This window comes from Actinacidiphila yanglinensis (genome assembly GCF_900107965.1).
GTDB classification, from domain to species: domain Bacteria; phylum Actinomycetota; class Actinomycetes; order Streptomycetales; family Streptomycetaceae; genus Actinacidiphila; species Actinacidiphila yanglinensis.
In genome coordinates this window covers 720,281-735,184 of sequence record NZ_FNVU01000001.1, presented here as the reverse complement: position 1 = coordinate 735,184, position 14,904 = coordinate 720,281, and the positions used below count along the sequence as shown (strand labels likewise).

General features: G+C 72.4%; 10 protein-coding genes. 4 read left to right on the top strand and 6 right to left on the bottom strand.

Annotated elements, in window-relative coordinates:
- Nucleotides 1-137 precede the first annotated feature (137 nt).
- Both C4U44_RS03045 and pyk read right to left on the bottom strand, forming a co-directional pair.
- Nucleotides 138-1,394 carry a branched-chain amino acid ABC transporter substrate-binding protein gene (locus C4U44_RS03045; RefSeq protein ID WP_235031753.1) on the bottom strand — a complete coding sequence of 419 codons (1,257 nt, stop codon included), beginning with the start codon at nt 1,392-1,394 and terminating at the stop codon, nt 138-140.
- A gap of 549 nt (nt 1,395-1,943) precedes the next feature.
- Nucleotides 1,944-3,380 carry a pyruvate kinase gene (gene pyk, locus C4U44_RS03040; RefSeq protein ID WP_103883972.1) on the bottom strand — a complete coding sequence of 479 codons (1,437 nt, stop codon included), beginning with the start codon at nt 3,378-3,380 and terminating at the stop codon, nt 1,944-1,946.
- A gap of 399 nt (nt 3,381-3,779) precedes the next feature.
- Between pyk and C4U44_RS03035 the strand changes: the two genes are divergently transcribed.
- Nucleotides 3,780-5,609 (top strand): bifunctional metallophosphatase/5'-nucleotidase, encoded by a 1,830-nt coding sequence (locus C4U44_RS03035; RefSeq protein ID WP_103883971.1) that lies wholly within the window; start codon nt 3,780-3,782, stop codon nt 5,607-5,609.
- On the opposite strand, the gene C4U44_RS03030 is transcribed toward C4U44_RS03035, so the two are convergent.
- Nucleotides 5,578-7,092, bottom strand: coding sequence for a lysine N(6)-hydroxylase/L-ornithine N(5)-oxygenase family protein (locus tag C4U44_RS03030; RefSeq protein WP_103883970.1), 1,515 nt, complete (start codon nt 7,090-7,092; stop codon nt 5,578-5,580). The two genes, C4U44_RS03035 and C4U44_RS03030, sit on opposite strands and share 32 nt — an antisense overlap.
- Nucleotides 7,089-8,474 (bottom strand): pyridoxal phosphate-dependent decarboxylase family protein, encoded by a 1,386-nt coding sequence (locus C4U44_RS03025; protein WP_103883969.1) that lies wholly within the window; start codon nt 8,472-8,474, stop codon nt 7,089-7,091. Before C4U44_RS03025 ends, C4U44_RS03030 begins: the two co-directional genes overlap by 4 nt.
- Nucleotides 8,475-8,841: 367 nt before the next feature.
- On the opposite strand from C4U44_RS03025, the gene C4U44_RS03015 reads away from it, so the two are divergent.
- Complete coding sequence (locus tag C4U44_RS03015) at nt 8,842-9,612, top strand: hypothetical protein (RefSeq protein ID WP_160144970.1); 771 nt, start codon at nt 8,842-8,844, stop codon at nt 9,610-9,612.
- 87 nt (nt 9,613-9,699) lie between these two features.
- Here the strand turns inward: C4U44_RS03015 and pepN are convergent, their stop codons facing one another.
- Nucleotides 9,700-12,213, bottom strand: coding sequence for an aminopeptidase N (pepN, locus tag C4U44_RS03010; protein ID WP_103883966.1), 2,514 nt, complete (start codon nt 12,211-12,213; stop codon nt 9,700-9,702).
- A 49-nt stretch (nt 12,214-12,262) separates the two neighbouring features.
- Between pepN and C4U44_RS03005 the strand changes: the two genes are divergently transcribed.
- Nucleotides 12,263-12,541, top strand: a complete 279-nt coding sequence (locus C4U44_RS03005) for a hypothetical protein (protein ID WP_146088186.1) — start codon at nt 12,263-12,265, stop codon at nt 12,539-12,541.
- Between the two features lie 24 nt (nt 12,542-12,565).
- Entirely contained in the window at nt 12,566-13,492 is a 927-nt protein-coding gene (locus C4U44_RS03000) for a hypothetical protein (RefSeq protein WP_103883964.1), read from the top strand.
- Nucleotides 13,493-13,552: 60 nt separating this feature from the next.
- Here C4U44_RS03000 and C4U44_RS41415 read toward each other — a convergent pair whose 3' ends face one another.
- Complete coding sequence (locus tag C4U44_RS41415) at nt 13,553-14,842, bottom strand: hypothetical protein (RefSeq protein ID WP_160144969.1); 1,290 nt, start codon at nt 14,840-14,842, stop codon at nt 13,553-13,555.
- Nucleotides 14,843-14,904 lie beyond the last annotated feature (62 nt).

Genomic DNA, 14,904 nt, shown 5'->3' with positions numbered 1-14,904 from the left:
AGCAGGTGGGTCGGGGACGTGTGGGCGCGTTTTCCGGGGCGCCCGGTGGGTGGGGCGGGCGGGTGTGGCGTGGGCAAAACGCGGGCCGCGCGGCCGGGGTGACCGGCCGCGCGGCCCTCGGATGGTGCGGGGTCCGGTCAGCCCGAGTAGACGCCGCTCTTCACAGCGGTCCAGGCGCCGTTCTTGACCTGGTACACGGTCAGCTGCTTGTTGGTGGTGTCGCCGTACTGGTCGAAGGAGACGTGGCCGGCGATGCCGTCGAAGTCGGTCTTCTGCACGGCGTCGACGAGCTTGGCGCGGGCGTCGTTCATGGCCGGCAGCTTGCCGCCGTTGGCGTCCATGACGGTCTTGACGGCGTTGATGATGGCCGTCGCCGCGTCGTAGGAGTAGCCGCCGTAGGTGCCGTAGTCACCGGGGTAGCCCTTGGCCTTGTACGCCTTGATGAAGTTCTGGGCGGCCGGGAGGGTGCTGACGGGGACGCCGACGGAGGTGGCGAGGTCGCCGGTGGCGGCCTTGCCGGCCGTCTTGATGTACGTGTCGGAGTACATGCCGTCGCCGCCCATGAGCGGGATGTTGACGCCGCCGGCCTTGAGCTGCTTGGTGATCAGCTCCGACTCGTCGTACTGGCCGCCGTAGTAGAGCATGTCGGCGTGCGACTGCTTGATCTTGGTGACCAGGGCCGAGTAGTCGGTGTCGCCGGTGTTGACGTGGTCGGTGCCGGCGATCTTGCCGCCGAGGGAGGCGAACTTGCCCTTGAAGATCGCGGCGAGGCCGGCGCCGTACGCCTGCTTGTCGTCGACGACGAAGACGTTCTTCTTCTTCAGGGTGTTGTACGCGTAGTCGGCCGCGAAGCCACCCTGGTTGGCGTCGGTGGTGGCGGTGCGGAAGTAGGTCTTGAAGGGGCGGACCTTCTTGCCCGACGCCCAGTCCTTGCCCTGGGTGAGGTCGGGGTTGGTGTTGGCGGGCGAGATCTCCACCATGTTGGCGGTGGCGAAGACCTGCTGCATCGACTCGGCGACGCCGGAGTTGAGCGGGCCGACGGTGGCGATGACGTTGCTGTCCTGCACCAGGGCGGTGGCGTTCTGCTGGCCGGTGGCGGGCAGCGCCTTGTCGTCCAGCGCCTTGACCTTGAAGGTCACGCCGGGGACGAGCTTCTTGCTGTTGGCGTCGTCCACGGCGATCTGGGTGCCGTACTGCAGGCCGAGACCGGTCGCGGAGTTCTGGCCGGTGAGCGGCGCGTCGACGCCGATGGTGAGGGTGATGTTGCTGCCGGTGCCGCTGCTGCCGTCGTCGCCGCTCTTCTTGCCGTCGTCGCTGCGCGAGCCGCAGGCGGTCAGAGTGAGGGCTCCTGTGGTCAATACGGTGGTGAGCAGCAACAAAGAGCGGTGTCGCACAAGCGGTCCTTTCCCTGGCCCGGCCGGTCCTGATGAACGGCCGAAGTCGCGCGCGAGATCCGAAGTCGCTATTTCGGCGGCGCGGTGACTGGCCGTGACTCTAGGCGCGTCATGGGGTGTCAGGCAGAGGTACGGCGAAGAGTGTGACAGTCTTGTTATGCCCGGCGAGCATTCTTGAGCTTCCTTTGAGGTTGACCGCGATGTTTGGGCGCTTTGCGTCAGGTCCGCATGGTGAGAACCCGCACTTCCGGTGAGCGTGGGGCGGGTGACACCCGGGCCACGCCGTCATTCCGGACAAGATCACCACAACGGGAAAACCCGGCACCGGCAGGGCCGGCCCAGCCGCCGATTGGATATTGCGCCCGTGTAACGCAGCGTTAATGGCGGTCGTTCGACGTTTCGGGTTTCGCCCCGCCCCGCGTGCCCGGTCGAAAGTCGGGGAAACCGAAGGGCCCCGCGGACAATCCGTCCACGGGGCCCTGGCCTGATTTCGACGCGTGGTTCCGGCCGCACCCGCCACGCGTCAGCACCAAAATGCGGGATAAGGCGTTACGCCTTCGGGGAATCGTCCTCCCCGATGTGGTGCACCCGGACCATGTTGGTCGTTCCGGGCATCCCGGGCGGCGAGCCGGCCGTGATCACCACGACGTCGCCCTTCTTGCAGCGGCCGATCCGCAGCAGCTCCTCGTCCACCTGCTGCACCATCTCGTCGGTGGTCTGCACCATCGGGCCGAGGAACGTCTCCACGCCCCAGGTCAGGCTGAGTTGGGAGCGGGTGGCCGGTTCGGGGGTGAAGGCCAGCACCGGGATCGGCGAGCGGTAGCGGGACAGCCGGCGCACCGTGTCCCCGGACTGGGTGAACGCCACCAGGTAGGAGGCGTCCAGGAAGTCGCCCATCTCGGCGGCGGCGCGGGCCACGGCGCCGCCCTGCGTGCGCGGCTTGTTGCTTTCGGTGAGCGGCGGCAGCCCAGCGGCCAGGATGTCCTCCTCGGCGGCGGCCACGATCCGGGACATCACCTTCACCGTCTCGATCGGGTACTTGCCGACGCTGGTCTCGCCGGAGAGCATCACCGCGTCGGTGCCGTCGATCACCGCGTTGGCCACGTCGCTGGCCTCGGCGCGGGTGGGGCGGGAGTTGTCGATCATCGATTCGAGCATCTGGGTGGCGACGATCACCGGTTTGGCGTTGCGCCGGGCGAGTTTGACCGCGCGCTTCTGGACGATCGGCACGTCCTCCAGCGGCATCTCGACGCCCAGGTCGCCGCGGGCGACCATGATCCCGTCGAAGCGGTCGACGATGTCCTCCAGGTTGTCGACCGCCTGCGGCTTCTCGATCTTGGCGATCACCGGGACCCGGCGGCCCTCCTCCGCCATGATCCGCAGCACGTCGTCCATGTCGCGGCCGCTGCGCACGAAGGACAGCGCGATGATGTCGGCGCCGGTGCGCAGCGCCCAGCGCAGGTCGCGGATGTCCTTGTCGGACAGGGCGGGCACGGAGACCGCGACACCGGGCAGGTTGAGGCCCTTGTTGTCGGAGACCATGCCGCCCTCGATGACCATGGTGTGCACCCGCGGGCCCTCGACGTCGGTGACCTCCAGGGTGACCCGGCCGTCGTCCACCAGGATCCGCTCGCCGTGCGCCACGTCGGCGGCCAGTCCCTTGTAGGTGGTGCCGCAGATGAGCTGGTCACCCTCGATGTCATCGACGGTGATGGTGAACTCGTCCCCGCGTTCAAGGAGTACGGGGCCTTCGGCGAAACGGCCGAGCCTGATCTTCGGACCCTGAAGGTCGGCGAGGATGCCGACACTGCGCCCGGTCTCGTCGGACGCCTTGCGGACCCGCCGGTAGCGGTCCTCGTGCTCGGCGTAACCGCCATGGCTCAGGTTCAGTCGGGCGATGTCCATCCCGGCCTCGACCAGTGCTTTGATCTGGTCGTAGGACTCGGTGGCGGGGCCCAGGGTGCAGACAATTTTGGCTCGACGCATGTATCGAGCGTATGACTTACTCGTTGGTAGGGAGCCCGGTGACGGCAACTGCCCAACGACGTTCGGATTAACGGTTGTTGACAAGTATCGAAGTGTGCAGGTACGCGCTCCGATGAGCGCGGCTGTCACCCTCGGTGGCCGCCGGCGCGACTTACCGTTCTCCAGCGGCCCTCCAAGGGGTCCCCACACGGGCGCCGATCAGGCCCGACGCGGATCCGACGCGGGCCCGAAGCCCGCCCGACGCGACTCCGGGGCGGGGCCGCCCGCGTGATCGTGTACGACCTTCGGACCGTTCGTCCCTCCGGGGGTGTTGCCGGAGCCTCTCGTGGTCCAGAATCTACGCGCGTTGCCCTTCTCATCCCTCAGGCCCACGCGCCACCGACCCACGGGAGACCCCAGATGCCGCTGAACCGCCGGGACTTCATCAACCGCTCCGCCGCCACCGGCGCGGGCGTCGCCCTCACCGGGGCGGCCGGGGCGGTGGCTGCGGCACCCGCCGAGGCGGCCGACCGGCAACCCGAGCACGGCCACGGCCACCGCCCCACGACGTACAGCCTGCGCGTCCTGGGCACCACCGACGTGCACGGCCACGCCCTGAACTGGGACTACTTCACCAACGCCGAGTACGACGACGCCACCCACAACGACGTCGGCATGGCCAAGCTCGCCACCCTGATCGAGGCCGCCCGCGCCGAGAAGGGCCACGACCGCACCCTGCTCGTCGACGCCGGCGACATCATCCAGGGCACCCAGCTGTCCTACTACTACGCCCGCGTCGAGCCGATCACCGGCGCCCGGAAGGGCCCCCAGCACCCGATGGCGCTGGCGATGAACCACATGCGGTACGACGCCGCGGCGCTCGGCAACCACGAGTTCAACTACGGCATCCCGCTGCTGCGCGCCTTCCAGGACCAGTGCGACTTTCCGCTGCTGGCCGCCAACGCCGTCGACGCCAAGACGCTGAAGCCCGCGTTCCCGCCCTACCTGGTCAAGGAGCTGCGGGTGCCCGGCGGTCCCGACATCAAGATCGGCATCCTGGGGCTGACCAACCCCGGCATCGCGATCTGGGACAAGGCCAACGTGCAGGGGCAGCTGGCCTTCCCCGGCCTGGTGGAGCAGGCGAGCGTCTACGTCCCGAAGCTGCGCTCGCTCGGCTGCGACGTGGTGTTCTGCACCGACCACTCCGGCCTGGACGGCAGCACCTCTTACGGCGACACCGTGCCCTACCCGGAGAACGCCTCCTCGCTGGTCGCCGCGCAGGTGCCCGGGATCGACGCGATCCTGGTCGGCCACACCCACGTGGAGCGCCCGCAGACGCTGGTGGTCAACGAGCAGACCGGCAGGACCGTCGTGCTGTCCGAGCCGCTGATGTGGGGCATGCGGCTGAGCGTGTTCGACATCGACCTGGAGCTGGAGCACGGCCGCTGGAAGGTCACCTCCGTCACCGCCGGGGTGCGCAACGCCAACACCGTCGACGAGGACCCGGTGGTCGCCAAGCTGGTGCGGGACGAGCACGAGAAGGTCGTCGCGTACGTCAACCAGGTCGTCGGGACCTGCGCGGAGGCGATGTCCGCGGCGGAGTCCACGTACAAGGACACCCCGATCATCGACTTCATCAACAAGGTGCAGTCCGACACCGTCACCACGGCACTGGCCGGCACCGCGTACGCCGACCTGCCGGTGCTCTCCGAGGCGTCGCCGTTCTCCCGGACCGCGTCCATCCCGGCCGGGCAGGTCTCGCTGCGCGACGTCGCCGGCCTGTACGTCTACGAGAACACCCTGGACGCGAAGATCCTCACCGGCGCCCAGGTCAAGGACTACCTGGAATGGTCGGCGGGGTACTTCGTGCAGACCGCGCCGGACGCCCCCGTCGACGTCACGAAGATCACCAACGCGAACAACACCCCCGACTACAGCTACGACGTGCTCAGCGGGGTGTCCTACGACATCGACATCGCGCAGCCGGCCGGCTCCCGGATCGCGAACCTCACGCACGCCGGGGCGCCGATCGACCCGGCCGCGCAGTTCGTGCTCGCGGTGAACAACTACCGCTCGGGCGGCGGCAGCAACTACCCGCACGTGGCCACCGCGCAGTCGGTGTGGTCCAACTCCGACGAGATCCGCAACACGATCATCGCCTGGGTGCAGGCGCACGGCACGATCGACCCGGCGTCCTTCGGCGGCGACGAGTGGCGGCTCACCCGCGCCGGAGCGCCGCTGTTCGGGTAGGCACGTCCCCGGCGGCGGCGCCGTCCAGGCCGAAGGTGGTGAAGGAGGTTCTGACCGGCAGCGGGTAGTGCTCCTCGCCGGTCAGCAGCCCGGTCAGGTCGTTGAGCACCACCGCCGAGCGCCAGGCCGCCAGGCCCAGGTCCGGCGCGCCCACGCCGTGGGTGTGGCGCTCGGCGTTCTGCACGTAGATGCGGCCGGACACGGACCGGTCCAGCCGCATCCGGTGCCGGGCGTCGATCCTCGGCCGTCCTGCCGCGTCCCGCTCGATGTACGGCGCGAGCGGGTCCAGCAGGAGGTCGAGGGACCGTTCCTGGTAGCCGGTGGCCAGCACCACGGCGCTGGTGATCAGCCGGGTGCGGGTGCCCTGGTCGGCGTGCTCCAGGTGCAGTTCGACGCTCTGGGTGCCGATCCGGCCGGCGGTGCGGATGGTCACGCCGGGGGTGAGCACCGCGTCGGGCCAGCCGCCTTCCAGGGTGCGGCGGTACAGCTCGTCGTGGATCGCGGCGATCGTCTCGGTGTCGATGCCCTTGTGCAGCTGCCACTGCCCGGTCACCACCCGGTCGCGGACCGGCTCGGCCAGGCCGTGGAAGTAGCGGGTGTAGTCGGGGGTGAAGTGCTCCAGGCCGAGCTTGCTGTACTCCATGGGCGCGAACGCCGGGGTGCGGGCCAGCCAGGTGATCCGCTCCCGGCCGGGCGGGCGGTTGCGCAGCAGGTCGAGGAAGACCTCGGCGCCGGACTGCCCGGAGCCGACCACCGTGATGTGGTCGGCGGCCAGCAGCCGGGCCCGCTCCCGCAGGTACTGCGAGGAGTGCACCACCGGCACGGTGGGCGACTCCGCCAGCGGCCGCAGCGGTTCGGGGACGTGCGGCTCGGTCCCGACGCCGAGCACCACGTGCCGGGCGTAGGTGCGCGCCAGCGCCTCGGCCTCGCCGTGCGCGTCGACATGGGTGTGGTCCACCTCGAACAGGGCGCGGGCCGGGTTCCAGCGCACGCTGTCGACCTGCTGGCCGAAGTGGGTGGTGGGCAGGGACTCCGCGACCCAGCGGCAGTAGGCGTCGTACTCGGCGCGGTGCACGTGGAAGCGCTCGGCGAAGTAGAAGGGGAACAGCCGCTCACGGCTTTTCAGCCAGTTCAGGAAGGTCCAGCGGTTGCCGGGGTCGGCGAGGGTGACCAGGTCGGCGAGGAAGGGCACTTGGAGGGTGGCGCCGTCGATGAGCAGGCCGGGGTGCCAGCGGAAGTCGGGGCGCTGGTCGTAGAAGGCCGCGCTCAGGCCCGGGATCCCGTCGGCGAGGGCCGCCAGCGAGAGGTTGAACGGGCCGATGCCGATGCCGAGCAGGTCGAACGGGTCGTCCGCGGGCGCGGCGGCGGACGGGTCGAGGGTGCCGGACGGACCGGGGGCGCCGGACGGGTCGGAGGGGTCGGGCGCGCTGGGGACGCCGGAGGGGTCGGGAGTACCGGGGACGCCGTCCGAAGTGGGGTTCATCGTGCCGTGGTGCCTTCCGTGGTGAGCTTCAGCAGCGTGTCGAGGTCGTCGGAGCGCAGGTGCGGGTTGAGCAGGGTCGCCTTCAGCCACAGCCGGCCGCCCGCGCGGGCCCGGCCGAGGACGGCGCGGCCCTCGTACAGCAGCCGGCGGCGCAGTTCGGCGGTCTCCTCGTCACTTGCCGCGGTCGGGCGGAACAGGACGGTGCTGATCGCCGGCGGCGCGTACAGGGTGAGCGCGGGGTGGCGCTCGACGCGGCCGGCCAGGTCGGCGGCGAGGTCGCAGACGGTGTCCACCAGGGCGGCGATGCCCTCGTGGCCGAGTGCGCGCAGGGTGACCGCGATCTTCAGGACGTCCGGGCGGCGGGTGGTGCGCAGCGAGCGTCCGAGCAGGTCGGGCAGGCCGGCCTCGGTGTCGTCGGCGGCGTTGAGGTAGTCGGCCTGGTGGGCGAGCGGGCGCAGGGCGGCGCCGTCGGGCACCGCGAGCAGGCCGGCGGCGACCGGCTGCCAGCCGAGTTTGTGCAGGTCGAGGGTGACCGAGACCGCGGACTGCACGCCGTCGAGTTTGGCGGCCTCGCGGCTGCTGAAGAGCAGCGGCCCGCCGTAGGCGGCGTCGACGTGGAGTTCGGCGCCGTGCCGGCCGGTGACCTGCGCGATGGCGGGCAGCGGGTCGATGGCGCCGCTGTCGGTGGTGCCGGCGGTGGCCACCACCATGGGGCGGCCGGGCAGTTGGTCGAGCGCGGTGTCCACGGCGCCGGGGTCGAGGATGCCGGCGGGGGTGTCCAGCACGATCGGCCGGGGCAGGCCGAGCAGCCAGGCGGCGCGCTGCACGCTGTGGTGGGCGTTCGCGCCGCACACGACCTGGACCCGGGGGCCGCCGGCGGCGCGCTCGCGTGCCAGCAGCAGCGCGAGCTGGTTGGACTCGGTGCCGCCGGTGGTCACCAGGGCGTCGGGGGCGGGCAGGTTGGGGTAGACCACGGCGGCGAGCGCGGCGGCCACCCGCGCTTCGAGGGCGCTGGCGGCGGGGGCCTGGTCCCAGGAGTCCATGGACGGGTTGAGCGCGGAGGCGGCCAGGTCCGCGGCGGCGGCGACGGCCAGCGGCGGGCAGTGCAGGTGCGCGGCGCACAGCGCCTCGGCGGGATCGGCGGCGCCGAGGGCCATCAGGTGCACCACGGTGGCCAGGGCCTCGTGCTCGCCGGTGCCGCTGCGCGGCAGCACGTCCGGCAGGGCCTGCTCGATCTGCCGGGCCACCTCGTCGGGGCCGCCGCGCGGCACCGGCCCGCCGCGGTCCCGCGCCCCCTCCCCCAGCGCGCCGCAGACGGTGTCCACCAGCGGCCGCAACACCTCGGCGGCTCCGCGTCCACCGGCAAGTCCGGGCATCGGCATGGGCGTTCCTCACTCAGCGGCGCGGCGGGGCGCGCGGCGGCGCCCGGCGGCGCGCACGACAAGGGCGCCCTGCTCAACGACGACTGGACCGAATGGGTACGTTCCGGCCGACGTCACGGCGGTGATCGCAAAGGAGGTGGGGGCGGTGGTCGTCGCGAGGGTGGCGGCGTCGGTCCCGACCGACGTGCCCGGGCCGTCCCCGGGTCGTGCCGGGGTACCGGAACGGACTCCCCGCACTTGTAGGGATCTCGTGCAGCAACGGGCCGGTGGTACGGGTTCCGAAGGATCGGCGCCGTCGCCCGGTTACGGTCGTCGGGCCCGCGCCCGAGGGGGTGCGGTCGTTCAGCGCCCGTGGGGGGAGCCGCACATGTGGGGTATCCGGAAGACCGTGGCCAGTGCCGGAGCGGTCGTGGTGTGCGCGGCGGCCCTCGCCGCCTGCAACGACGACACGACGGCGTCCCCGTCGCCGAGCTCGTCGGCGACTTCGGCGAGTGCGTCGGGATCGGCGGCGCCGTCCTCCGCACCCGCCGCGCCGTCCTCGCCGGCCACGTCCGCGCCGGGCGCGGTGCCGGGCTCCGCGCAGTTGAAGGCGCTGCTGCCCACCGCGTCGACGGCGCCGTCGGGTTGGAAGGTCGAGGCGGACGAGGAGAGCGACAGCGACGGCGCCGCCCAGGACCCCGGTGACCCGGAACTGCCCACCGACGACTGCAACGACGCCATGACCGGCGGCCAGCCGCAGGACCTCACCTCGGACTACAGCGCCGCCTTCGCGTCGATCCCGCTCACCGACCCGCAACTCGGCGAGTCCTACGTGGTGTTCAACAGCTACCAGCCCGGGGACGCCGTCAAGCAGATGGCCGACGTGCGCGCCGTCGCCCGCCGGTGCGCGAGCTACACGGGCAAGGCCGGCAGCGGCAAGGGCATCAAGATCACCGCATCCGTGACCACGGTGCCCGGACTCGGCGACGACGCCTTCGAGTTGAAGGTCACGCCCAAGGGCGACTACGTCGGCAACGACACCATCCTGGTCCGCTCCGGCGACACCGTCATGGCCCTCGACGAGGACCTGGCCACCGGCCAGCCCTTCCCGCTGGCGCCGATCGCGAAGCACCTCGCCGCGCCGCTGCTGAAGTCCTGAACGAGGCTCCGCACAAGGGCGTGCGACGCGCCGGCGCCGGGCCGCACGCCGCACGCGCGCGCCCCGGACGGCACGGCCCGCCCGCCGCTACCCGCCGAAGACCTGCCGCACCCGCAGCGCCCGGCCGAGGTCGTCCAGCCGGTCCCCGAGGGCGCGGCGCAACGCCGGGGTGGCGCCCGGGCCTTCGAGCGCCGCCCGGCCGAGGGCCAGCGCGTCCGCGGTGACCGCGGTGGACGGGAAGCCGATGCGGGCGACCGTCTCGGCCACGACCGGGCCGCGCCGGGCCGCGACCGCGATCGCGTCCGGGTAGTAGCGGGCGGGATAGCCGTCCAGCAGGACCCGTTGCTCGGGCTGCCAGAAGCCCTGCGCGGTCGCGGTGAGCAGGTAGGAGGACCGCGCGTCGTCGTGGAACATCGCCTGCCACGCGACGGACTTGGCGTCCGCGTCGGGCAGGGCCGCCCGGCAGCGCGCGGCACCCTCCCGGCCGGTGGCAGTGGGGTCGCGCTCCTCCTCCGCCGCGATGTCGGCCGCGCCGGCCGCGCCCAGGACGGTCAGCCGCAGCAGCAACTGCCAGCGCAGGTCCGCGTCGAGGACGCTGCCGCCCGGGATGACACCCCGCTCGTACCAGGTGCGCAGCTCGGCCGCGTCGGCGGCGGTGAGCGCGGCGTCGACCAGGGCGCGGGTGGCGGTGAGCCGGTTGACGTCGTGCTCCTGGGCGAGCAGCGCCCGGGCGGTGTCGGCCAGTCCGGCGAGCGCGTCGGGCCGCAGCGCCGGGTCGAGGTAGCCGTCGGCGACGGTGGTACGGGCGAAGGTGAGCACGCCGTGCACGATCGACGGTTCGGGCTCGGCGGCCAGGTGCCGTCGGACCAGCGCGAGGTAGTCGGCGGGGGCGACCCGGGCGTCACGGACGAGATCGCGTGCCGCGTTCCAGGCGACGGAGCGGGCCAGCGGGTCCGGGATGGAGCCGAGGGCGTCGCGCACCGCCTCCCAGGAGCGCTCGTCGAAGCGGACCTTCACGAAGCTGAGGTCGCCGTCGTTGAGCAGCACCAGGTCGGGCCGGGGGCCGCCGAACTCGCGGCGCTCGACCGCGGAGGTGGCGGTGATGTCCACGGTGGCGCGCTCGCGCAGCACCAGCCGGGCCGGGTCGGCGGTGTCCCGGTCGTACAGGCCGACGTCGACGCGGTGCGGGCGGCTGCCGTGGTGGCCGATCTCCAGCCGCCAGCCGCCGGGCGCGGGCGACGCGGACGGGGTGAGGGTGTCGACGCCGGTGGTGCGCAGCCACGCCTCGGCCCAGGCCGGCACGTCGCGGCCGGTGGCGGAGGCGAGCGAGTCGATGAGGTCGGCGAGCCGGGCGTTGCCGAAGCGGTGCCGGGCGAAGTGCTCGTTGACGCCGGCGAGGAAGTCCTCGCGGCCCATCCAGGTGACGAGCTGGCGCAGCGCCGAACCGCCCTTGGCGTAGGAGATCCCGTCGATGTTGGTGAGCGCGGAGGCGGTGTCGGGGACGTCGTCGGGCAGCGGGGCGACCGGGTGGGTGGAGGGGCGCTGGTCGCTGTCGGAGCCCTTGAACTTGCGGTTGGCGCCGTAGTCGGTCCACGCGCCGGGGAAGCCGGGGTCCTCCGAGACGATCTGGTAGCCCATGTACTCGGCGAACGACTCGTTCAGCCAGATGTCGTCCCACCAGCGCAGGGTGACCAGGTCGCCGAACCACATGTGGGCCATCTCGTGCGCCATGACCACGGCCCGGTTGAGGAGTTCGGTGGGGCTGGCGGCGGAGCGGAAGACGTATTCGTCGCGGAAGAGGACCAGCCCGGGGTTCTCCATCGCGCCGAAGTTGAACTCGGGCATGAACGCCTGGTCGTAGGAGTCGAACGCGTAGGGCTCGTCGAACATCTCGTGGTAGCGGTCGAAGGCGCGCCGGGTGAAGGCGAGCAGTTCGGGCGCGGCCCGGTCCAGGTGCGGGGCGAGCGAGCGGCGGCAGTGCAGGCCGAAGGGCAGGCCGGCGTGCTCGGTGCGCACCGAGTGGTACGGCCCGGCGGCGACCGCGACGACGTAGGTGGACAGCGGCGGGGTGGTGGACATCTGCCAGCGGCCGGGCGCGGTGCGGGTCGCGACGCCGTTGCCGAGCACCGTCCAGTGCTCGGGCGCGGTGACGGCCACGTCGAAGCGGGCCTTCAGGTCGGGCTGGTCGAAGGCGGCGAACACCCGGCGCACGTCGTCGAGGAAGAGCTGGGTGTAGAGGTAGGTCTCGCCGTCGGCGGGGTCGGTGAAGCGGTGCATGCCCTCGCCGGTGCGCGAGTAGCGCATGTCGGCCTCGACCCGCAGTTCGTGCTCGCCCGCGGTCAGGCCGGTCAGCGGCAGCCGGCCGTCGTCGAGCAGCGCGGGATCGAGGGGCCGGCCGTCCAGCAGGACGCGGTGCAGCGCCGCCGGCTCGATCTCGGCGAAGGTGTCGCAGTCGCGCAGCGCCGCGAAGCGGATGACGGTGGTCGATCCGAAGCCGGCCTCGCCCCGGGTCAGGTCGAGGTCGATCGCGTAGTGCGTGACGTCCAGGTCGCGGGCGCGGGTCTCGGCCTCGGCGCGGGTGAGAGCAGGCATGCCGTTCATGCTGCCCCAAGGTCGGCGCTGGTGGAACGCATTTGCGATCATGACTGCGGTGGTGGTTCACACATTCGGTTCGTCGAGGGCCGCGCGCGGGGTGGTGCCCGCGTCGCCGGTCAGCGGCTCGCCGTGCCTCATCGACCTGGTCCGGCACGTCCGGGTCCGCCTGGTCGCTCCTGGTGGCCGCCTGCTGCTCAGCGTCTACCGGTCGGCCGGCGGGACCGGCCCGGACGCGCCCACGCGTCTGGCGGCGGCCGGAGTGCGGGTCGACGGCTCGTCCGGCGCGGGGGGAGCGCTGTGGACGGCCACGACGGCGTGGGCGGACGTGCCTTAGGCTCGCAGGGGCGGGGAGGTGGGCATGGGCGACGTGGCCGAGGACGGCGAGGAGATCGCCGGAGGTCCGATCGAGCACGGGTTTCCGCATCTGGAGACCGTGCGGCGGGCGCTGACCGCGATCCACCGGCGGCTCTCCGCGGACGGGGTGGCCCGCTTCGCCACCAGCGTGCGCCCGGAACTCGTGGACTTCCCCGACGACGAGGACCCGTACCTGGGCGCGCAGCGGGTGGCCCGGGTGATGGTGCAGCACTTCCGGCTGCCGGACGCCCGGATGGTGGTGGGCTTCCGCGACATGGTGCACGCCGGGAACGTCGAACTGGCCGCGGGTCCCGAGTACTTCGTGGAACTGCACTCCCGGTTCAAGACCGACCGGCGGGACGTGGGGGCCGCGCTCGCCCACGAGGTGATGCATGTCTACTTGCACCGGCTCGGGCTGTCCTTCCCCGGCACCAGGGACAACGAGATCCTCACGGACACCGCGACCGCGTATCTGGGCGCGGGCTGGCTGCTGCTGGACGCCTACCGCGAGGAGCCGTCGATGCGCGGCGACCGGATGACCATGTCGGCGTACAAGCTCGGCTACCTGACGCCCGAGGAGTTCGGGTACGTCCTGGCGAAGCGGGCGCTCGCCCTCGGCGACGACATCGAGCCGTGGTTCCGCAGCCCCCAGGCCCGCGACGCCTACCGCGTGGGCCTCACCCGTGCCCGCCAGGACCTGCGCCGTCCTCCGCTGGCCGCCGCGTCCTGGGCGGCCCGCCGGCTGTACGCGAAGAACCGCCGGGCCGGCGCCACCCCCGCCCCGGCCGACTACACCTTCACCGGAACCCCCGCCGACCTGCGCGTGTCCTTCCCCTGCCCCACCTGCTACCAGCGCATCCGGCTGCCGTGCCGGGGGCGCCTGCGTGCCCGGTGCGCCCTGTGCAGGTCGGAGCTGGACTGCGACACGTGACCTGCACAGGGCGGCCGGGCGGATCCGCAGGCGGGGCGGCGGGGGGAACGGACCGGTGGGTCAGCCCAGTTCGGTGCGCGCGGTCACGCCGGTCGGCTGCAGGGGTTCGTAGCCCTGCGCGAGCAGTTCCGCGGTCAGGGTGACCGGCCCGTGCCGCGGCCCGTCGAAGGTGACGGTGAACGGCGTGCTGAACGTCCCGCCGGGGGCGAGGTCCACCTCGGGGTCGGGGGCGACCACCGCGGTGAGGGTGCCGTCGGGGCCTTCGGTCAGCGTGACCGGGGCACCGTTCGCGGTGACGGTGACGCTTTCGGGGGTGAGCCCGGGCCCGGACAGGACCAGCCGGGTGCCGACCGCGCGGTAGTCGGGGCCGTCGGCGGGGCTGGTGAAGGTGACGACGCCGTCGTCCTCGACGCAGGTGTCCTCACCCTGGTCGTCACCGGAGCCGTAGCCACCACCGGAGCCCGAGCCGTAGCCGCCGGTGCCGTCTCCCGTACCGCTGCCGCCGCTCTGGACGCTGATGCGCCCCTGCGCGGTCCGCCCGGTCGCGAAGTCGTAGACCGTGCCGTCCACGGTGATGTTGTCGACGTAGGTGTCGAGGGCGGCGCCCGGGTCGCCGAGCCGGCCGACGTTCGCGATCACGCCGATCGCGCCGTCGCCCGGCGCGTCGCACGCGCTGACGTAGTCGCTCAGCGGGTGGTCGCTCTGCGCGGCGAACGGGCCCACCGCGCGGGAGGTGCGCCACATGGCCGAGCCGCCGGTGTCGAAGTGCCGCCAGGCATCGGTGACCGCACCCGTGCGGCCCTGCGCGTCGGTGGCGAGTTGCGGCTGGAAGCTGAGCGTGGCGAACAGCCCCTGGCAGAGCACCGGGAGTTGGAGGTTCGCGCCGACGGCCTCGGCCTCGTCGCTGGACGAGCTCTTGACGTACAGGTCGTACGACAGGGGGGAGGCGTCGATGACGGACAGCGGGACGGCGGCGGTGAAGTAGTGCGCGGCCTGGGCCTGTTGGGCGGCATCATCGCGTGCGACGGCCAGGTGCAGGCTGCCGTTGAAGTGCACCGGGTCGGCGAAGGGCGCGATCTCCTGCACGCCGAGCGGTCGGCCGTCGTAGTCCGAGCTGTCCCCTAGGCGCAGCCAGGGGCCTGCCGGGCCCAGCTCGCCGGGGGTGACGCGCTGGACGACCGCGGCAGCCCGGCCGCCGGGCGCACCGGCGGCAGGAGCGGCGGAGGCGGCGGTCGAAGCGCCCGGGCCGGTGGTGGCCGCGTGTGCCGGTGCCGTGAGCACGGTGGCGGGGAGTGCGGCGAGGACCGCGGCGGTGACGGACACGCCGAGGGGCGCTCTGAGACGGGACATACAGGTGTGCTCCGATCGCGGAGGCAGTGGGGGCCGGTCGGTGATGCGCGCAGATAGGTCCC